Annotated in this window: 19 protein-coding genes; 8 read left to right on the plus strand and 11 right to left on the minus strand. The window is 61.7% G+C overall.

The window, feature by feature from the left end; genetic code table 11:
- Positions 1–41 precede the first annotated feature (41 nt).
- The 5 genes from PWG15_RS23125 to PWG15_RS23145 form a co-directional block, all read right to left on the minus strand.
- Positions 42–956, minus strand: a complete 915-nt coding sequence (locus PWG15_RS23125) for a sugar phosphate isomerase/epimerase family protein (RefSeq protein WP_275026358.1) — start codon at positions 954–956, stop codon at positions 42–44.
- Between the two features lie 28 nt (positions 957–984).
- Entirely contained in the window at positions 985–2112 is a 1128-nt protein-coding gene (locus PWG15_RS23130) for a sn-glycerol-3-phosphate import ATP-binding protein UgpC (RefSeq protein WP_275026359.1), read from the minus strand.
- 42 nt (positions 2113–2154) lie between these two features.
- Positions 2155–3042: an ABC transporter permease subunit gene (locus PWG15_RS23135; protein ID WP_275026360.1), complete on the minus strand. Its 888-nt coding sequence runs from the start codon at positions 3040–3042 to the stop codon at positions 2155–2157.
- 7 nt (positions 3043–3049) lie between these two features.
- Entirely contained in the window at positions 3050–3940 is an 891-nt protein-coding gene (locus tag PWG15_RS23140) for a carbohydrate ABC transporter permease (protein ID WP_225110883.1), read from the minus strand.
- Positions 3941–4016: 76 nt separating this feature from the next.
- Entirely contained in the window at positions 4017–5360 is a 1344-nt protein-coding gene (locus tag PWG15_RS23145) for an extracellular solute-binding protein (RefSeq protein ID WP_425536806.1), read from the minus strand.
- A 327-nt stretch (positions 5361–5687) separates the two neighbouring features.
- Here PWG15_RS23145 and PWG15_RS23150 point away from each other — a divergent pair, with 327 nt between their 5' ends.
- The 3 genes from PWG15_RS23150 (at position 5688) to PWG15_RS23160 (ending at position 8537) form a co-directional block, all read left to right on the plus strand.
- The gene (locus PWG15_RS23150; protein ID WP_275026363.1) at positions 5688–6062 is read left to right on the plus strand and encodes a hypothetical protein; all 375 of its coding nucleotides are present in this window, start codon (positions 5688–5690) and stop codon (positions 6060–6062) included.
- A 295-nt stretch (positions 6063–6357) separates the two neighbouring features.
- The gene (locus PWG15_RS23155; RefSeq protein WP_275026364.1) at positions 6358–6888 is read left to right on the plus strand and encodes a YcnI family copper-binding membrane protein; all 531 of its coding nucleotides are present in this window, start codon (positions 6358–6360) and stop codon (positions 6886–6888) included.
- Positions 6889–6929: 41 nt separating this feature from the next.
- Complete coding sequence (locus PWG15_RS23160; protein WP_275026366.1) at positions 6930–8537, plus strand: copper resistance CopC/CopD family protein; 1608 nt, start codon at positions 6930–6932, stop codon at positions 8535–8537.
- Positions 8538–8632: 95 nt separating this feature from the next.
- Here PWG15_RS23160 and PWG15_RS23165 read toward each other — a convergent pair whose 3' ends face one another.
- Positions 8633–8995, minus strand: coding sequence for a hypothetical protein (locus PWG15_RS23165; protein ID WP_275026368.1), 363 nt, complete (start codon positions 8993–8995; stop codon positions 8633–8635).
- 137 nt (positions 8996–9132) lie between these two features.
- Positions 9133–9447 carry a hypothetical protein gene (locus PWG15_RS23170; RefSeq protein WP_275026369.1) on the minus strand — a complete coding sequence of 105 codons (315 nt, stop codon included), beginning with the start codon at positions 9445–9447 and terminating at the stop codon, positions 9133–9135.
- Positions 9448–9698: 251 nt separating this feature from the next.
- On the opposite strand from PWG15_RS23170, the gene PWG15_RS23175 reads away from it, so the two are divergent.
- Complete coding sequence (locus tag PWG15_RS23175; protein WP_275026370.1) at positions 9699–10982, plus strand: DUF763 domain-containing protein; 1284 nt, start codon at positions 9699–9701, stop codon at positions 10980–10982.
- A 157-nt stretch (positions 10983–11139) separates the two neighbouring features.
- Positions 11140–11334, plus strand: a complete 195-nt coding sequence (locus PWG15_RS23180; RefSeq protein ID WP_275026371.1) for a hypothetical protein — start codon at positions 11140–11142, stop codon at positions 11332–11334.
- Positions 11335–11836: 502 nt separating this feature from the next.
- On the opposite strand, the gene PWG15_RS23185 is transcribed toward PWG15_RS23180, so the two are convergent.
- Positions 11837–12766 (minus strand): LysR family transcriptional regulator, encoded by a 930-nt coding sequence (locus PWG15_RS23185; protein ID WP_275026373.1) that lies wholly within the window; start codon positions 12764–12766, stop codon positions 11837–11839.
- A gap of 242 nt (positions 12767–13008) precedes the next feature.
- On the opposite strand from PWG15_RS23185, the gene PWG15_RS23190 reads away from it, so the two are divergent.
- Positions 13009–13653, plus strand: a complete 645-nt coding sequence (locus tag PWG15_RS23190; RefSeq protein WP_275026375.1) for a glutathione S-transferase family protein — start codon at positions 13009–13011, stop codon at positions 13651–13653.
- Positions 13654–13702: 49 nt separating this feature from the next.
- A complete protein-coding gene (locus PWG15_RS23195) occupies positions 13703–14626 on the plus strand; it encodes a DMT family transporter (protein WP_275026377.1) in 924 nt (307 codons plus the stop codon).
- A 57-nt stretch (positions 14627–14683) separates the two neighbouring features.
- Here PWG15_RS23195 and PWG15_RS23200 read toward each other — a convergent pair whose 3' ends face one another.
- Positions 14684–15196: a LysR substrate-binding domain-containing protein gene (locus PWG15_RS23200; protein WP_342457071.1), complete on the minus strand. Its 513-nt coding sequence runs from the start codon at positions 15194–15196 to the stop codon at positions 14684–14686.
- A gap of 187 nt (positions 15197–15383) precedes the next feature.
- Here PWG15_RS23200 and PWG15_RS23205 point away from each other — a divergent pair, with 187 nt between their 5' ends.
- Positions 15384–16838, plus strand: coding sequence for an MFS transporter (locus PWG15_RS23205; RefSeq protein WP_275027178.1), 1455 nt, complete (start codon positions 15384–15386; stop codon positions 16836–16838).
- Positions 16839–16936: 98 nt separating this feature from the next.
- On the opposite strand, the gene PWG15_RS23210 is transcribed toward PWG15_RS23205, so the two are convergent.
- Entirely contained in the window at positions 16937–18736 is a 1800-nt protein-coding gene (locus PWG15_RS23210) for an NAD(P)/FAD-dependent oxidoreductase (RefSeq protein ID WP_275026378.1), read from the minus strand.
- Between the two features lie 67 nt (positions 18737–18803).
- On the minus strand, positions 18804–19877 hold the full coding sequence (locus PWG15_RS23215) for a 2,3-butanediol dehydrogenase (protein WP_275026379.1): 1074 nt from the start codon (positions 19875–19877) through the stop codon (positions 18804–18806).
- Positions 19878–19943: the final 66 nt, after the last annotated feature.

Raw genomic sequence — 19943 nt, forward strand, 5'->3', positions numbered from 1 at the left:
CCGATTGCCCCGCCAGGAGTGCGGCGGGGCAATCGGAAACATCAGGCAGCGGAACGAAGTCCGACCGCGGCGGCGAGGCGCCTTGCTCGTTCCAGGCTGGCCGGCTGCTGGTCGGCAAAGCGCTCGGCACCGATTTCCATGATCAGTGTCGTATCCGGAAGGAAAGTCAGTTCGGAGAAGATGTCATCCCAGGCAATGTCGCCCCAGCCGATCGGCAGATGCAGGTCGCCGATGCCGAGCGCGGTCGCCTCCGCCGGATGATAGAAACGGTTCATGGAATAGGGCAGGCCAAAGCTGTCGTGAACATGCAGGTGGCCAGTCACCGGTGCCATTGCCCTCAGCTCGTCCCGGAAATCCAGCCCGCGATGCGTGGCCTCGATATAGGCGTGCGAGAAGTCGATCAGTGCGACGACATTGTTCGAACCGATCGCCCGCACCGTTTCGGCGACCTGGCTCGGCGTTTGCCGATATTGGCCGGCTTCCGTGGTGAAGATGTTCTCGAGTGCGATGCGAACGCCGTATCCCTTGGCGATTTCCGCCATCTCGGCGAGGGCGTCGCGTTCCATCCTGTCGAGATCGGCGCCATTTTCTCCGGAAGCAAGCTGCGCTGCGCCGGAGTGATGGACGAGAATACCCGCTCCAAGCCGATCGCACAGTTCGAGCATCGCCCGCACGACCTTCTTCTGCAGATGGTGGTGCTGACGATCCATGAAGTTGGATACGATCTGGCCGTGCAGCGACAGCTTCTTGAAGCTGTACTTCTCGCTGATCTCGGCGACGCGCTGGACGCGGTCTTCGATGATGCGGCCGCCACTGACGATTTCTTCGCCATAGATCCCGATCTCGCAGGCGTCGGCCCCAGTCTCGGCGATTTCGCGCAAGGAGGCATCAAGGCTGGAAAGGTCGCCCTTGCCCGTTCGGTTGCAGAATCCTACGGCGGAAATGATGTGGTTCATCACGGTTTCTCCTGATTTATTGAAGTGATCAGACGGCTTGGAGTGTCGGTTGGCTGGCGGAAGCGCTGATTGCGCGCGGTTCCAGATCGATCTCGATCCGTCGGCCGGTCTCCTGGTCGAAGAGATGCAAGTGCGCGAGAGGCAGCTCCAGGGTGATCCGCTCGCCCGGACGCACGCGCATATGCTCGTCAACGCAAGCGGCGAAGGGATAGCCATTCAGTTCCGAGTGGATGACGCGGCCGGAGCCGAGCTCCTCGATGAAATCCACCTTGATCGAGACGCCTTTTGCTTCAGACGCAACGACACATTGTTCGGGGCGTATGCCGACCGTGATCTGCCTTGCGCCCAATCGCGTCGCAAGGCCCCTGTCGATCGACATTTTCGTGCCGCCGAAGGCCAGGCAGGCGTTGTCAACGTCGACCGTGGCATTGAACAGGTTCATTGCCGGCGAGCCGATAAAGGAGGCGACGAAGATGCTTGCCGGACGATGGTAGATGTCGAGAGGCTGGCCAACCTGCTCGACCACACCCTTGTTCATTACCACCAGCTTGTCGGCCAGCGTCATGGCTTCCACCTGATCATGCGTGACGAAGATGGACGTTGCCTGGAGGCGCTGATGCAGCTTGCGGATCTCTGCCCGCATGGTGACGCGCAGCTTGGCGTCCAGGTTCGACAGTGGCTCGTCGAACAGAAAGACGTTGGGTTCGCGAATGATCGCGCGCGCCATGGCGACACGCTGCCGCTGACCGCCGGAAAGCGCTGCGGGCTTGCGATCGAGATAATCGGAAAGCCCGACGATCTTTGCTGTGTCTTCGATCCGGCGCAGACGTTCCGCCTTCGCCACACCGGCCACCTTCAGGGCATAGCCGATGTTTCCTCCAACGGTCATGTGCGGATAGAGGGCGTAGTTCTGGAACACCATGGCGCAGCCGCGTTCGCGCGGTTCGAGCCTGTTGACGACCTTGCCGTTGATCGCGATCTCACCTGCGGTGATTTCTTCGAGCCCGGCGATCATCCGCAGAAGCGTGGATTTCCCGCAGCCGGACGGGCCGAGGATCACGACGAACTCGCCCGACGCGAAGGAAAGGTCGATGCCGTGCAGGGTCGGGTTCTTCCCGTAGGATTTACGCACGGCGCGAATTGCGATGTCAGCCATGGGCGCGGACCTCTCTGTCTGTACTGTTTGGGGAAAGCGGGGTCATTTTTCCGTGGCCACGAGGCCGCGCACGAACCACCGCTGCAACACGGCAACGACGATGAGCGGAGGCAGCATGATGATCAGCGACCCGGCGAGCGTGACGTTCCAGTCCGGTGTGCCATTGTCGGACGGCAGGAGCGCAACCAGCGACATCATCGTGGTCTTGTATTGAGGGTCCGTCACCATCAGCAGCGGCCACAGATACTGGTTCCATCCATAGACGAACATGATTGTCGTCAGCGCCAGCATGTTGGTGCGTGAGAGCGGCAACAGCATATCGATGAAAAAGCGGATCGCACCCGACCCGTCCATGCGCGCTGCTTCCGCCAGTTCGTCGGGCAGCGTCAGGTAGAACTGCCGGTAAAGGAACGTTCCGGTCGCGGTAGCGATCAGCGGCAATGTGAGGCCGGCATAGGAATTGAGCAGGTTCCAGTCGACGGAAACCTCGAAGCCGGTGATGGCGGAAATCAGCAGCCGGATCGGTTGGAACAGATCGGCGGCGACCGCATAGGTCGGTACCACGCGAACTTCGAGCGGCAGCATCAGGGTGATGAACACCATCCAGAAGAAGAAGCCCTTCAGCGGTGTTCGGAAAAACACGATGGCAAAGGCCGTCAGCGCCGACAACGCCACCTTGCCGACCGTGACGAGGCTCGCCATGACGAAACTGTTCAGCATCGCCGTTCCGAGGTTGGCGCGCGACCAGGCGGCGCCCATGTTCTCGAAAAGGCGATCCTGCGGCACGAAGCTGAAGGGTATGGCGTTGACTTGCTGGAATGTCTGGCTGGCGCCCGACACGATGACGATGAAGGGGCCGATCAGCAGCAGGAAGCCGAAGATCATCACGCCATAGGTCAGCGCGTTGGCGAAAGGGGTCCGCTGGATCATGGGAGCCTCACTTGTAATGGACCTGGCGCTCGATGAAGCGGAACTGGATGAAGGTGAAGATCATGATGAGGCCGATGAGCACGAGGCTCTGGGCCGAGGCGCCGGAGTAGTTCAAGCCGCGGAACGCCTCTTCGACGATGCGGTAGACCATCACGTCGGTGCCGTGGTTCGGGCCGCCGTCGGTCGTGCGGGCGACAATGCCGTAGGTATCGGCACCGACGAAACCTTCGGTCATCATGATGACCAGCAGGAAGAAGAGCGTCGGCGCCAAGAGCGGAATCTGGATGTCGACCGCGCGGCGGATCGGGCCGCAGCCGTCCATCGCGGCAGCCTCGATCAGCGAGCGCGGGACCGACTGCAGGCCGGCGAGCAGGAAGATGAAGGTGTAGCCCGCCCATTTCCAGGCGAAGACGACGATGACGAGGATAAGGGCGTGGCTGCCATACTTTGCCGGGTTCCAGAAATCAGGAAAGGCGGCGTTGACCGATGCCATCAGTCCGCGCTCCGGCGACAGGATGAAACGGAAAGCCATGCCCGCCGCCGGTCCCGCAATCGCGTAAGGCAGGATGTAGAGGAAGCGGAACGGCGCGGAGCCCGGCAACTGCCGGTCTACGGCAAGGGCAAGAACAAGACCGACGAAAATGGTGGCAAGCGTGCCGCACAGAGCGAATGCCAGGCTGACGCCAACGGAGTTCCAGTAGAGCGGATCGGCGAACACTTCCTGGAAATTGGCAAAACCGACGAATTCAGCGGCGCCGCCGAAGGGCGGCTCCAGCGTGAAGGCCCATCGCAAAACGGCGACCGCCGGCCAATAGAAAAAGAGCAGGATCAAGATGATCTGTGGCAGGGCGAAGAGGCTGGGCAGCCACCAGCTGCGAAAGGCCGCACGCTTGTCCATATGTCGAATTTCCGATGCGCAAGAATAGAGAAGGGAGCCTGCCGATATTGCGGCAGGCTCCGGGCGGATCAGATTTTTAGTTCAGGGTCTGTCCGGCGTAGGTCTTTTCGAAGCGGCGCAGAACGGCGTTGCCGCGTTCAACCGTCTTGTCGAGTTCGGCCTGCACGTCCGCGTTTTGCATGAAGATCGCTTCGAGGGCGGTCGCGAATTCCTTGCGGATCTGCGTGAAGCCGCCGAGGCGAATGCCGCGGGTGTTTTCCGAAGTCGGAGTGAAGGACAGGCTCTGGATGGCGAGCTCACGTCCCTTGTAGGGTGCCTTGTCGTAGAACCCATTGGCCTTCATCGCGTCGAAGCCGGTCTTGGTCACCGGGATGTAGCCCGTAACCGTCGACCACCATTCGGCCATTTCCGGGGTCGCAAGGTAGTTGAGGAAGGCGGCAGCACCCTTGTATTCCGCTTCCGGGCGACCGGCGAGCACCCAGAGCGATGCGCCGCCGACGAGCGAGTTCTGCCGCTCCGTGCCCTTCCATACGGGCAACATGGCAACTTCCCACTTCACGCCCTCGGGAAGGGTCTTGCCGATCGTGCCGTGGTCGGCGATCGAGGTCTGGATCATCTGGCAGGTCTGGGACGTGAAAGCCGGGACGATGTCCATGCCGAGCTGCTTGGTCTTGACCACGAAGAGCTTCTCGTCGGCCATCTTCTTGAAGAACTTCACGTGATCGACGAACTTGGTCTTGTTGACGACGAGCTCGGCGTCGAGACCGTTGTAACCGTTGCTCTTGGTGGCGAGCGGCTGGTTGTGGATCGCAGAGAACTGCTCCATCAGCGGCCAGGTGTCGAAGTTGAAGGCGAGCGGGCATTCATAGCCGGCTGCCTTCAGTTTGCGGGCCGCTTCTTCGACCTGTTCCCAGGTGTCCGGCTTGAAGTCGATGCCGGCCTTCTGGAACGCGTCGGCGTTGTAATAGAACATCGCGGTGGAGGAATTGAACGGGAAGGAATTCAGCTCGCCCTTTGCCGTGGCGTAATAGTTGGCGATGCCGCCGAAATAATTGTTCCAGTCGATCGTGTAGCCGTTGTCGGCCATCAGCTTCTTGGCAGGCACGAATGCGCCGGACAGCATCATGTCCAGGGTGCCGGCATCATAGATCTGGGTGATCGCTGGCTGCTTCTTGGCGCGGTAGGCGGCAATCGTGTTCTGCAGGGTCGTGTCGTACCCGTTTTGAGAGGTGCAGACGATCTCGAACGCGGACTGGCTGTCGTTGAACTTCTTGCAGGCATCCTGGACACGTTCGCCAAGATCGCCCGAAAGGCCGTACCAGAATTCGAACTTCGTCTTTTCGGCTGCCGCCGCCGACGCGCCAAACGCGACGCTTGCCATCAGGCCGATGAATACGGACGTAGTGACGGAGACTCTCATTTTCAAAACGCTCCTTGCAGATTGGCGGACACCAGGATCGGTGGCACGAATGAAGCCGGGCGCTTGCTAACAGTTGAGTGTGACAGTCCGTGCCAATCTGCATGATGGAAAAATGAAAGTTTGATTACGCTGTCAGGTGGCGGCGCGCTCCCTGGTTGCGGCAGGTCTGTCTTGCCGGGAGCCCGAAGGATAGCGGCGCTCGACTGTCCGGAACGTCGGATTTCACGCGGGTGCTTGCTGTGGAGCAAGGAAGGGGGCGGGCGCGGAGGCTAGCTATGCGGTGGCTCCGGACATTCTCGGAGACAGCGCAGAAGGAGCTTGATTGTGGTGAGGCGACGCAACGGATGGGGACTGGCGTTTATCGCTGCCTGCCTGTTCGTGCTGCAATCGGTCGTCGGCGCATTTGCCTTCAGCTCGATGCCTGCTTTCTCGCAATCCGACGCTTTCGGCAATGCCCTGTGCATCAGCGCGGATCACGCCAGCAACGGCAATCACGACGGCGGCCATGGCAAGGCCGCCGATTGCTGCCTTCTTGGATGTTGCATGTGTTCGCAGGTCCTGGCGGCTGCTCCGCAGTCAGGCGAAATTATTACCCGGCAAGTCGCGTCCGCAGCACACCGGTTCTGGTCCGCGGCAGATCCGTCGCCGACGGGTGAACATCGCCTCGGCTATCCCCGCGGGCCCCCACGACTGCACGCCTGATCGGTCGCGTTCGCGCCAGCCTATGTCTGGGGCAGGGATATCCTTCCCGCGCGTAGGCCTGGGCATCGCGACCATCTTCGGCGCATCCCGACGTCTCTTTCGTGTGCTCCAAGCCTGACTGCAGGCCGGTCTTGAGCCAGCGGGGACCCGTACACCGACCGTCTTGTGCGATCGCTGCCCGCCGCCGACGAAGAATGTCGGCAACCTTTTCCGGATCACCGCATCCAATCCCTGACAGCCGCGGGAGGATTTCCCGCGACCCAACACAAGCCAACAATCTCAAAGGAATAGTCCTATGTTGTCGAAACTGATCACCACCGCTGCCTTCATCGCGATTAGCGCCACGGCAGCCTTTGCCCACTCTACGCTCGAAACAACGGAGGCGCATGTCGGCGCGTCCTACAAGGCCGTCATCCGCGTCCCGCACGGCTGCGAGGGCAAGCCGACCATCGCACTGCGTGTTCAGATCCCGGAAGGCATGATTGCGGCAAAGCCGATGCCGAAGCCGGGCTGGACGGTTGAGAAGATCAAGGGAGCCTACGAGAAGTCCTATGACTACTTCGGCACCCCGATGAAGGAGGGCGTGAAGGAGGTTGTCTGGAAGGGCGGAAGCCTTTCCGACGACGAATATGAGGAGTTTGTCTTCCGCGCGTTTCTGACCGAGGGCCTGCCGGTCGGAAAGACACTCTACGTGCCGCTGGTGCAGGAGTGCCCTGATGGCGCGACCGAGCGTTGGATCGAGATCCCGGCAGAAGGCAAGTCGAGTGACGATCTCGAATATCCGGCGCCCGGCATCAAGCTGCTTGAAAAGAAAAACGGGCACTGAGCGGCGCGTCGCGGTGAAGGCAAGGTGACCGGGGGGCACGCATGATGCAGGTACCATCGAGCTTCACTCGTCTTGCGAGGCTGATGGTGATCGCGCTCGGCGGGGTTCTCATGCAGGCCGCCGTCGCCTTCGCCCACGCATCGCTCAACACAAGTGAACCGCAGGATGGCGCGGTCGTCAGCACCGCGCCATCTGTCTACGCGCTGACCTTCAGCGAGCCGGTTTCGCCGTTGTCCTTGAAGCTCGTCAGACCAGACGGAACGGCGATCCCGCTCACGCGGTTCGAGCTGAAGGATCGCGTGGTCGAGATCGCTGCGCCGACCGATCTTGGGTACGGCACGCATGTGCTCAGTTGGCGCGTGACCTCCGCCGACGGGCATCCGATCGGTGGATCGGTCGTCTTTTCGGTGGGCGCCGCCAGCACCGCTCCGCTGATGACGGAAGCCAAGATCGACTGGGCCGTACGCGCCGGAGTTCTATTGTCGAAGCTCGCGCTCTACGTGGGACTGTTCATCGGCGTCGGCGGTGTGTTTTCGCGCCATTGGTGTCTCTGTGGCTTGCGATCAGGGCGTAGCCTCGTTGCAGCAGCACTCGGTGTAGGGCTTCTTGGCACACTTGCCGCAGTGGGCTTTCAGGGGCTGGATGCGCTGGGCGTTTCCGTGGCGCAAATAGTCGAGCCGGTCGTTTGGTCCACGGCCATGGCAACGAGCTTCGGTGGTACAGCCATTGCCGCCTTCATTGCTTTTGGCGTGGCCACAATCGCTCACCGGGCCGAGGGTCGGTATGCTCGGCTGTCCTCTCTCGCCGCGTTGATTGCCTCATCCGTCGCCTTGTCGCTGAGCGGCCATGCATCGACAGCCGAGCCGCAATGGCTGATGCGCTCGGCGGTCTTCCTCCACGTCGCCACGATAAGTCTCTGGGTCGGAGCGCTGGCTCCCCTGGGATTGGCGTTGCGGCGGAAAGATCCGATGGCCCGTCAGGCACTCGGCTGCTTCTCGGCGTTCATCCCTTACGTGCTCGTAGTCCTTATCGTGGCGGGTTGCATCTTGGCCTTTGTGCAGGTGGAGCGGCCGCAAGCGCTGGTGGATACCGCCTATGGCCAGGTGTTCATGGTCAAGTTGGCATTGATGGTCGGCTTGTTTCTTTTGGCGCTTGCAAATCGCTGGCGCATGACGGAACCGGTGATGGCTGGCGATCGGGCATCGGCGAAGTGGCTTGCGCGCTCGATCGCCGCGGAAACACTGATCGTCTTCCTGATCTTCGGTGCCGTTTCCTGTTGGCGCCTCACGCCGCCGCCGCGTGCGTTGCTGGCTCTGACGGCTGAGCCTGCAAGCGTTCACATCCACACGGAGAAGGCGATGGCCCTGGTCGAGGTTCTGCCCGGACGGGTGGGTGAGGTCGATGTATCGATCAACGTTGCTACGGGCGAATTTGCACCGCTTGCCGCCAAGGAGGTGACACTCGTCTTAACCAAGCCGGATGCCGGCATCGAGCCGTTCAAACGTGCGGCATCGCCGCGCGGCGACGCAGATTGGCGGATCGAGCACATGAACATACCGTTGCCGGGCACCTGGCAGGTGCGTGTCGATATTCTGATCAGTGACTTCGAGAGGGTCACGCTGAGCGATCAGATTAACCTTGGGCCGTGATCGCCGAGGTGCGGCCTAATTTCGCGCGGGGCGTGATCGCCGCGCGGGTGTTTGATTGCTACCGCCGCGGAGACATTTCTTCTAGCCCCGGTTGGTTATCCAATAGTCCATTTAGGTTCATTGCCTTCGGTTGAAGCCTCTGTCAGCCTTTTCTGATTGCGATTGCTGCCGAGATTGCAGTCCCCGCTGCAGCGGCCAATCGCAAGCACCTGACTCTGGGCCTCCGCCTCGCCGGTGGAGGCTCCTTTTTGGACGTCGCGGCCGTGTGCGGTAGCCGACTGGCGGCTATCTGCTCGGCGCTCATCGCAAGCCAATTCCGTTGTTAATAATTTAGAAATATCGCATGTGCATGCTACGCCGCCATGCGCGGTTTCCTGCTGATGGCAATTTACGCTGGCGGATTGTGGGTGGTCGACACGACGATGTGTGAAGGCCGCTACACCCAGGCGCTTGGGCATGAGGTTCAATCCGCGACCAGACATGCCCGGTATTGGCTGAACGCCAAATTGAACTTCCTGGCTGCCCGCTTCTAGCTGCCCATCGCCGCGCGACGCAAGGCGTGGAACAAGGTGAAACTCCCCGGGGTGGGCGAAGTTCAGACGGACGTCGTATCGCGAACGCCGCTGTCGAGGGCATTGTGCGCTGCCTGCATGACATCGATGTCGTGAATGTGGCTTATGGTTGCCATTTCCATCATCAGTTCGCCGATTACTAGATCAATGCGTCTCGGCGTGTCGCTTTCCTGTTTCGCGACGGTGGCCTCAAGCTGCTCGCGCGATCCGCCCAAGGCAACATAGAGTTCCAGAGCTGTCGTCAGAACGTTCGTGCGGCGCACGGAGATATCGCTGGTCGATGCCTCTCCCGCGGAGGCAACCATCAATCGAACAGCTCTGTTTTGGAACTCGCTCATTCTGCACCCTGTTCAAATGCCATTTGGTGCGGAGCATATCGTCGATTGCTGAACCCTATCTTAAGCGCAAAGGTAGTGTTGATGGTGCAATTGGGTATTGTTCAAGCCGGCGCAGTCGAGCCTTCCTGAAAGCAAGGCCTGGTCATGGCGGCTCGGTTTGCGACCGCGGTCTCGCCGGCAGGCTGTGCAAATGAGAACGTTTGGGGAACTTTCCTGTGTGACTGCACCATCTGCCAGTGTATAAGGGCCGGATGGTTCAAAGAGCAGGCAGTGCAGATCTTCCGCTTCACGGTGGCCGGGTTCCCCGGTGGCTTGGCGAGCGCATGACGAAACTTGGCGCGATCATCACCCAGGCGATCGTCATCGAATATGGTCGAGACGAGTTTCTTCGGCGGCTGGCGCATCCATTCTGGTTTCAGTCTTTCGGATGCGTCATGGGCATGGACTGGCACTCTTCGGGCATCACCACCAGCGTCATAGGCGCTCTGAAGCGCGGTTTGTCACCTCTGTCAGGCGAACTCGGTATTCATGTCTGCGGCGGGCGAGGGCGGAATTCCCGGGAGACGCCCGGCGAACTGATTGCGATCGGTGAGCGGGTGGGGCTCGATGGAGGCGGCCTGGCGACAATCAGCCGGCTCGTCGCAAAGGTCGACAGTGCGGCGGTGCAGGACGGCTTCGACCTTTACCTGCACGGGTTTATCGTCACCGACGACGGCAAATGGGTCATCGTGCAACAGGGCATGAACGGCGAGAAGCGGCAGGCCAGGCGCTATCACTGGCTTTCGGAGGGGATCACCAGCTTCGTGAGTTCGCCCCACGCGGCAATCGAAGGTGCAGGGCAGGGCGAGATCGTCAATCTTGCCGACCGCCGCGCTGCAGCCTCGCGCAATAGCCAGCTCGATCTCCTGGCTTCGCTCGGACCGGATCGGATCGTCCGTGAGGTCGCGGCCATCGAGCCAAGGCGCGCGGCAAAGCAAAGCGCGCAGCCAATGCTGCCGCATCTGATCATGCCGGCGCATCACGATGTGCGCGAGGAAGACGTCAATATGAGACGCCTGCATGCCACGCTTGCTGCTGCTGCCGACCGTGGTCCAGAAGATTTCGAGCATCTCCTGTTGGTGCCGGGCGTTGGGGCGCGGACCGTCAAGGCGCTGGCGATGGTGGCCGAAGTGGTACACGGTGCGCCATGCCGGTTCGCGGATCCGGCGCGCTTCTCGCTTGCCCACGGCGGCAAGGATCGACACCCATTTCCGGTCCCCCTGAAAGTCTATGACGAGACGATCCGGGTGATGAAGTCCGCCGTGTCGAAAGCGAAGCTCGGCCGCGACGAAGAGATGCAGGTCCTCAAGCGCCTCGATGACCAGGCCCGCCAGTTCGAGAAATACGTGACCGGCCCGGACCTCAAGGAAATCGTGGCCGGCGAGTTTCGCCAATCGCAAGAGTTCGGCGGTCGCAGCGTTTTTGGCTGGGAAGGATCGGACGAGCCGACGAGAGATGCAGACCGGTCACGCCGTCAGGAGTACCGCGACCGGTAGGCGGCTCATGTGACTGCAAGGCGTTGCAGCGAATCTCTTTCTTTGATCTCTTCGAAGAGTTCTCGCCGGAACTCAAACCTCCTCCCAAGGGTTGGAAGGTCGTGCGAACAAGCTAGCGAGAGCAACCAGCAGAATCCACGTCAAGAGGAGTCTCGCGATGGAAGAACTGCAGAGCATCACGGTATCTGAGGAACGGCTCGAAGATTGCCGGGACGTCGTTGAACTTGACCTCCAACTTTTGATCCGCGAGACGATCGACTCCGGGTTTTCGGTGGAGGAGGTGTTGATCGCGATCAGCGAACTGGTGGCGGAGGATTTCGCCCACGCCGTCAAGATCGCCAGCGTCCACTAGGGGACGTATTGCCGGCCGAAGCGCTGTATCTGGCCGCACAGCGAGAGGTCCTTCGGGCAAAAGCGCCGGAGCTTGGCGTCAATTCGGTGAGAGCGGGATCAGAAAAGTTAAGCCCCAGGCTTCTCGCCAACGTTCGGAAAGCCAGTGGGGCCTAGAAGCTGCGCATGGAAGAGGCAGGCTGCTGCCGCGGAAAGCGACGCTTCGTCGTCGCATGGTTGAGGCCGCTACTTCCCCTTGTCAGAGCGTCTGGCGGCCTCGAAGCATTGCGCTTCAGTCGAAATTGAACTCCAGGCACGCATTCGCGTCAAGGTTTAGCGATTAGCCATTTCGAAGCTCAGCGATTAGCCAATTTGAACTAGCCAGGTGCCTCCGCCGTATGTCTGGACCGCTCGATCAGGTGCCAGGCGTTGTCGCGTCGGCTAGGGCTGATCCGCTCGAGGATTTCGGCGTCGCATGAACCTCTCCGTCCTACCCGCAGACGCCTTGAGGCCAATCGCATTTCCTAACGGGCCGGTTCGGCGGGACGGTGCCCTTCGAACAGCGGACGGTATTTCGCAAGCGCCTGGCCTGCAAACTCGGTAAAGGCGCTGACGCGGGCCGTTCGGCGCAAATCCTCGTGGGTGAGAAGCCAGAGCTCCCTCGTCATGTCAGCAACAGGTGCGCCGATGCGTATCAGGCCGGGCGTCGTGTCGCCGAGATAGCAGGGCAGAGCGGTAAGGCCGATGCCGGCGACTGCTGCTTCACGTGCCGCAACCAGGGAGTCGCAGCGCAGCGCCGCCGGGGAAGGCAGGGCCGCGCGCATCCATCGGGCGACACTTGTGGAAGCAAGCGCATCGCCGAGGCCGATCCAGCGTTCCCTCGCGAAATCGACCTCGTCGACTGACGCAACGCGACATTCCTGGAGGTAGGAAGGCGCGGCGTAGATGGCGAAAGCAACACTCGCGATCCGGCGACCGACGAGGGCATCCGGTGAATCGACCGCGGGGCGAATGGCGACGTCTGCATCGCGATGGGAGAGATTTGCGAGAGCATTCGACGTGCTCACTTCGAGCAGGACGCCGGGGTGTCGTTGTCGGAAGGCAGCCAATATCGACGGCAGTATCGAGGCCATCAGCGTATCGGTTGTGGTGATCCGCAGGCTCCCTTCCAGACGCAGATCCTGCCCCGTCAGGCGCCGCTCGAGTTCAGTGACCGTTTCAGCCATCTGCCGCGCCACCGCCAGCAGTTCCTCGCCCCCGGCCGTGAGCGTGTAGCCGGATGGGAGGCGATCAAACAGCCGGACCCCCAATTTCTGCTCGAAGGATCCGACGCGCCGGAGCACGGTGGTGTGATTGACACCGAGCGCGCGGGCGGCAGCGGCAAGAGAATTTGCCTCCGCGACCGCCAGGACAAAACGGAGATCTTCCCAGTCGATACGGTGGTGGCTGTGCATGATGGTGCGAACCTACAACGGTGTTAGCGCATCGAGCGCGCGAAGTTGCAGCGCCGTTCCCTCAATTTTCGATCGGATCGGCAACGCCGGCCCATAACCAGCCGCGCTGGTGTTGACCTGCGCGTCCTGGTTGGTGTGCAAATATGCAGTACAATACGGCAAAGCAACAGATCGCGCTGCGAGAATGCACGATCTAACTAAGTAGCCACGATCGGACGGGCCGGTCGATGGAGCTACGCAAGATGACCCCCATCCAACTCTACACCTACCAGACGCCGAATGGTCACAAGGCCTCGATCATGCTGGAGGAGACCGGGCTGCCCTACGACGTTCACCTCGTCGATATCGAGGCCGGAGACCAGAAGAAGCCGGAGTTCTTGGCCCTCAACCCCAACAACAAGATTCCTGTCATCGTCGATCCCGATAAGGGGCTCACCGTCTTCGAGTCGGGCGCGATCCTGCACTATCTGGCCGAGCGCTCCGGTGTGCTCCTGCCCGGCTGCGATGCGGAGCGCATCCAGGTGCAAAGCTGGACCTTGTTCCAGGCCGCCCATGTCGGCCCGACCTTGGGGCAACTGTGGAACTACAAGGTCTTCGCGCAAGAGAAGATCCCCTACGTCATCGGGCGCTTCGAGACGGAAGCAAACCGTGTCTATCGCGTGCTTGAGGGGCAACTGACGCGCCATTCCCACATCGCGGGCGAGGCATACGGCATTGCCGACGTGATGATCTGGCCATGGATCCATGCCGGTCTCTCAAAGCTCGGGCTTTCGCTCGACGCAACACCTCATCTCGCCCGTTGGTACATGGCGGTCGGGGCACGCCCGGCCGTCTTGCGTGGACTGGTCGTGCCACGGCTGCCGGTTCGCGAGAAAACCAGCGCCTGATCTCTTCTCCCCCATCCATCTTCAACGCTATTCTCAAGGAGGTTCCGTCATGGAGACCCTGTTCGTCCCCTTGGCTCTCGTCGCGGGCGGTCTGCTCGCCGTTCAAGCCGGCGCCAATGCGCAACTTTCGAAAGCGGTCGGCTCTCCGTTCGCGGCCACCACGCTCCAGCTTGCAATTGGCACCGGTTTGCTGTTTCTCGTCGCCCTGTTCACCGGAACTCTCGCCGTACTCGGCGCCATTCCGCAGGCCGAGTGGTGGCATCTGATCGGAGGCACTGCCTCGGCCGTCTATGTCGTCTCGACGATCGTTCTATTCCCTCGTCTTGGCGCAGTGGTATCGGTCGGCCTCTTTATCGCCGGGCAGATGCTCGCCTCTCTCGCACTTGATGGCTTCGGCCTGCTTGGTGTGACGCAAACCGGGCTTCGGGCCGGAGCAGCGGCCGGCACGCTTGTCGTGCTTCTCGGTGTCGGCATGGTCGTGTTCGGACAGGGCGGAAAGGACAACCTCAAAGCGGACCAGCTTGGGTGGATCGCCCTGGCACTTGTGGCCGGCGCGGTCCTCCCGGTCCAGGGGGCCGTCAATGCGCTGCTGCGCCAGGAGCTCGGCGGTGCCCCGTTTGCGGTGGGCGCGATCTCGTTTTTCGTCGCCACGCTCGCCATGGCAGCGGTGATGCTGGTGGCGTTCGCCAGGCAGAAAACGCCTCGTCCCAATATCGGCGGCGTGCAGACCATGCCGTGGTGGGGTTGGCTCGGCGATTTCGCCGGAGCGACCTATGTCACCACGGTGTTTACGGCCATCCCGGTGATCGGCGCTGCCGCTGCCGTCGGTTTCACCGTCGCAGGTCAGCAGGTCGCAAGCGTATTCGTCGACCGTTACGGCTGGTTCCGCCTTCCGCAGCGGCCGGTGTCGGGCTTGCGTCTTGCCGGGGTGGCGCTGCTGCTGGCCGGCGTCGCTCTCATCAAGCTTGTCTGAACCAAAACCCTCTCAGGCCGTCGGCGATCCGCCGACGGCCTGAGAGCTTGCATCTGGCTACGTCGCCTGGCTGGCAACCCTCATCCCGAGTTGCATTTCCTGCGCGGTGGCGCGCGTCGCCTCGACATAGGCATCGACGAGATGGCGGTTCTTTGTGTCGCGAAGCCAGCAGAGGCTGAGATCAGATGCAATGTTGGGGCGGAAGGGTCGGATCGTCAGGTGATCGCGCTGGCCGTAGGCGAACACCGGGTCGACGATGGCAATCCCGAGCCCGTTGGCGACCATTTCACACACTGCCGGCGCAAGGGTTCTATCCATGATGTAATTCAGTCGGGTCCTATAGCCATCAAGCGTGCTCTCGATCTTCTGCTGGATGCGGTTGTCGGCGGCAAAACCGATATAGGGCTCGCCGTCGATATCGGCGGGCTCGACCTCTTGTTTCGCGGCGAAGCGATGCCCTGCCGGCGCGATACAGACAAGGTCGCCACCGCGTAAGGGAACGCACTCGATATAGGGGTTGTCCGTATTGCGGCGCCGGATCAGATCGACGGCGCGCTCGATCTGCTTGATGCCGGCAAAGACAGGGCGAGGAAACTTTCATGGCGGATGCCGGGCTGCTGAAGGGTAAGGTCATCTACGAGACCTGGATCGACCGATCCTTCTACGAAGCGGCGCTCAAAACGGTTGCCGCCAGCAACTGATCCTGTAGGTTCGGCGGCGGCGCAGTTCCGCCGCCGCTTTCGCATTTTCTTTCGTGATGTCGTCCATTTCCTCTTCTCCGCTTCCATTTCACCGAACACGCATTGTTCCGGCCGTCGTGGCCGTGGCTTTCTTCATGCAGATGCTCGACAGCACGATCATCGCGACGTCGCTGCCGGCCATGGCCAAGGCCTTCGCGACGGATGTGGTGACGCTCAACATCGGCTTTACTGCCTATCTTCTGGCCATGGCCGTGTTCATTCCGCCGGCCGGCTGGCTCGCCGAACGTTTTGGCGCACGGGAGGTCTTTCTCGCCGCCATCGGGTTGTTCACGCTCGCCTCGGTCGCCTGCGGCTTTTCCGGATCGCTTGTCGAATTCACCGCAGCGCGGCTCTTCCAGGGCGCATCCGCCGCGCTGATGACGCCGGTCGGACGTCAGCTGGTATTGCGCGATGCGCCCAAGGCGGAATTGGTGCGGGCGATTGCCACCATCACCTGGCCGGCGTTGATTGCGCCCGTCATTGGTCCGCTGATCGGTGCCTGGATCACCACTCACGCCGGCTGGGAGTGGAATTTCTTCATCAATCTGCCGCTCGGCATACTCGGCGTTGTGCTCGTTGCCTTTTTTGTGCCGCGCGTGCCGGCCGAAGGTGCGCGGCCCTTTGATGTCATCGGCTTCGTGCTGACCGGCGGCGCACTTGCACTGACCCTTGCTGGCCTGGAGCTCTCCAGTTCATCGACGGGTGGCGCCGGCACGCTTGGCCTTCTGGCTGCCGGCATGCTCGCTGGATTTTTTGCCGTCCGCCATCTTCGGCGCGCGCCGCATGGTCTGCTCGATTTAGCAGTGTTGAAGATCCCGACCTTCGCCTTCGCGACGCTCTCGGCAGGCACGGCCGGGCGGCTCGCCGTCAACGCGACGCCTTTCCTCCTGCCGTTGCTCTTCCAGGTCGGTCTCGGCTTCGATGCCGTGGAGACCGGTTCGCTGGTTTTTGTCTACTTCCTCGGCAACCTCCTGATGAAGAGCGTGACGACGCCGGCTCTGCGTCGCTTCGGCTTCCGCAGATTGCTCGTCGTCAACGGCGTGATCGCCGCCTTGACGATCGGCGCCTTCGCCTTCGTCGACGGAGAAACGCCGCGCCTTCTCGTCTCGGCGCTGCTGATTGCCTGTGGCCTTTCCCGTTCGATGCAGTTCACCGCGCTGACGACGATCGCCTTCGCGGATGTGACATCCGCCCAGCGAAGTGCCGCGACAGCGATCTCAGCAATGCTCCAGCAACTTTCGCAACTGCTCGGCATTGCTGTCGCGGCCGCGGTCATTCGCTTCGCATCCTATCTGACTGGAGGGGGAAGCGACGCGGGCATGCTCCCCGATATCCGTGCGGCGTTCCTGTTTATCGCCGCCATCGGGCTTGTTTCGGCGCTGCGCTTTCTGGCGCTGTTGCCCGAGGCTGGCGCCGAAGTTTCTGGCCATCGTCCCACTCGACGATCCTCCGTCGGCGACGGCGCCCGCTAGATTGTCTGAAGCTGCAGCCTTTCGGCTGACGCGTACGCCTTCAGGCCGGGCCAGGCGAGAGAGGGCAGGCACGCTGCCCTCTCGTCGGCTCGCTTTCGTCAGCGTTTGTGATGAACGCTCTGCAGGCCATAGACCGGTGTCTGAAGGCCTTCCAATCGGGCCTTCAGTTGTAGCGAGAGATACTGGGAGTAATGGCGCGACTGGTGCAGGTTGCCGCCGTGGAACCACAGCGCCTCCTGCTGCGTCGGTTTCCACATGTTGCGCTGTTCGCCCTCCCAGGGGCCGGGGTCCTTCGGCGTGTCGGAACCGAGCCCCCAGACCTTGCCGACCCTATCGGCAGTCTCCTGGTCGATGAGATCGGCGACCCAGCCGTTCATCGAGCCGTAGCCCGTCGCATAGACGATGACGTCGGCCGGGATCTCCTTGCCGTCGGACAGTTTTACCGAGGTTTCGGTGATCTCCTCCACCTGTCCCGCAGCAAGCTTCACCTTGCCATCGATGATCAGCTGCGAAGCGCCGATATCGATGTAATACCCGGATCCGCGGCGCAGGTACTTCATGAAGAGTCCCGAGCCGTCGGCGCCCCAATCGAGTTGGAAGCCGGCCTTCTCCAGAGCTGCGTAGAAGTCGGCGTCGCGTTCGCGCATCTTGTCGTAAAGCGGGATCTGGAACGCGTGCATGATCCGATAGGGGAGCGAGGCGAAGATGAGGTCCGCCTTGCCCGTCGTCACGCCATTTGCCAGCGCCTGTTCAGAGTAAAGCCCGCCGAGGCCGATATCCATCAATGTGTCTGACTTGACGATATGGGTTGTCGAGCGCTGGATCATCGTGACGTCGACGCCCGCCTCATAGAGCGCGGCGCAGATGTCATGGGCCGAATTGTTCGAACCGATCACGACGACCTTCTTGCCCTTGTAGCCATCCGGTCCCGGGTGCTGCGAGGAATGATGCTGGTCACCCTCAAAGCGGTCGCGGCCGTTGAAATCCGGAATGTTCGCCTTGCCGGACATGCCGGTTGCAAAGACGAGCTGCTTCGGCCGCAGCACCACTTCCTCACCGTCGCGGTCGACAACGATGGTCCATTCCTTCGCGGCTTCGTCCCATTTCGCCGATTTGGCGGTGGAGCGCGTCCAGTAGTTCAGCTCCATCACCTTGGTATAGAATTCCAGCCAGTCGCCGATCTTGTCCTTCGGTGCGAAGACCGGCCAGTTCTTCGGGAAATCGATGTAGGGCAGGTGGTCGTACCAGACGGGGTCATGCAGGCAGAGCGACTTGTAGCGCTTGCGCCAGCTGTCGCCTGGCCGATCGTTCTTTTCGAGGATGATGGTGGGCACGCCCAGCTGGCGAAGCCGGGCGCCGAGCGCAATGCCGCCCTGTCCACCGCCGACGATCACGACATAGGGTTGCGTCTCATAGCCGAGCGTGCGCTCCTCATGCTCGCGTTCCTCTTTCCAGGTCTTCGCGCCGAGATTCTGGCCGTGCTTGGCACCGAGCGGGCGGGTAAAGCCGGATTTCTCCTCGTGGCCCTTGAGTTCGGCAAGCGCCGTCAACAGCGTCCAGATGAGACCGTTCTTGATGCGCACGAGGCCATAGCCGCGGCCTGTCGCCGTCTCGAACGAGATCCAGCTTTCGAGCACGCCATCGGCTTCGGTCGCTTCCTCGCCGGCGGCGACGCGCCAATTGGAGGGCTTTGCGGAAGCGAGCTGGGCATCAAGCATGTCGCGCACCTGGTCCCGTCCTTCGACGGTCTTGAGGTTCCAGGTGAAGGCGACGAGGTCGCGCCAGTAGCACTCCTCGGCGAAAAGGTTGACCGCATCGTCGATACGGCCGGTTTCGAGTGCTGCGCCAAGGGTATCAAGCAGTGCCTGAACGCGGGTGGTGGGGGTCTTCTCGAGCATCCTTTATCCTCCTGCTCTGTGATGAAAAACGGGACGGCTCCTCAACCGCCCCGCAATGCGGATCGGCCTAACGCTTGAGGTCGATCAGAATTTTCAATTGCGTACCGGCGGGATCGAGCAGCTTGTCGAACCCTGCCGAAACGGCCTCGCCGAGCGAGACATATTTGGTGACGATGCGGCGGGCCGGTATCTGGCCGCTCGCGATCAGGCGCGCCACGCGCGGCCAGTAGTGGGTCGGATAGGCCCAGGAACCGCGGATATCGATGTCCTTGAAGGTCACGTCGAACCAGTTCAGCGGGTTCTCGCCGGGATGGAGGCCGGTCTGCACGACGACGCCCTGTTTGCGCACGGCGCTCGCGCAGTTCTTCAGCGCGTGTTCGTTGCCGACGCATTCGATCGCGACGTCGCAGCCGACACCGCCCTCGGTCTCGGCCTGGACGACATTGCTGACCTTCTCCGTTTTCGGATTGATCGTGCGAACGTCGCCGAGCGCTTCCTTCGCCAGCGACAGCCGCGTGTCGTTGAGGTCGGAGAGGAAGATCTTCGACGCGCCGGCGGCTCGAGCCGCCATGGCCACGAGAATGCCGATCGGCCCCGCACCGGTGACCAAAACACTGTTTCCTGCCGTGACGCCGCCGCGATCACAGGCGTAAACGGCGACTGCGGTCGGCTCGATCAACGCGGCTTCTTCGTCGGAGAGCGCATCGGGAATGGGCTGGACATTGTAGTCGTTGAGAAGGGCTGCTTCTGCCATCCCGCCGGAATGCCAGGAGAGGCCCGCAAGTGCGAGGTTGGCGCTCAGATGAAACAGACCGCGATCGGCATAATAGTCGCCGCGGCGCGGCATGATCAGTGGCTGGATCGAGACCCGGTCGCCCGGCATCACATGGCTGACCCCTTCGCCGATCGCCTTCACGACGCCGCCGAATTCATGACCGAGGATCTGCGGTCCTTGGGCACCTGTGAAGGGATGCGGCTCCTTCGGGATGAAGATCGGGCCATAGGCATATTCATGCAGATCGGTGCCGCAGATGCCGCAGAACCGATTTTCCACCAGCACCTCGCCCGGCCCGGGCTGAGGCGGGGCCTCGACCTCTTCAATGCGCAGATCCCTGGCGGCGTGAAAGCGCAGAGCTTTCATTTGAGTTTCCTCCTGTTGTTCTTGCACAGGAGGGGCAGCAAGCAGCATGCCAGATCGCTATGTCGC

Origin of the sequence: Ensifer adhaerens, from assembly GCF_028993555.1 — a bacterium.
GTDB lineage: Bacteria > Pseudomonadota > Alphaproteobacteria > Rhizobiales > Rhizobiaceae > Ensifer > Ensifer adhaerens_I.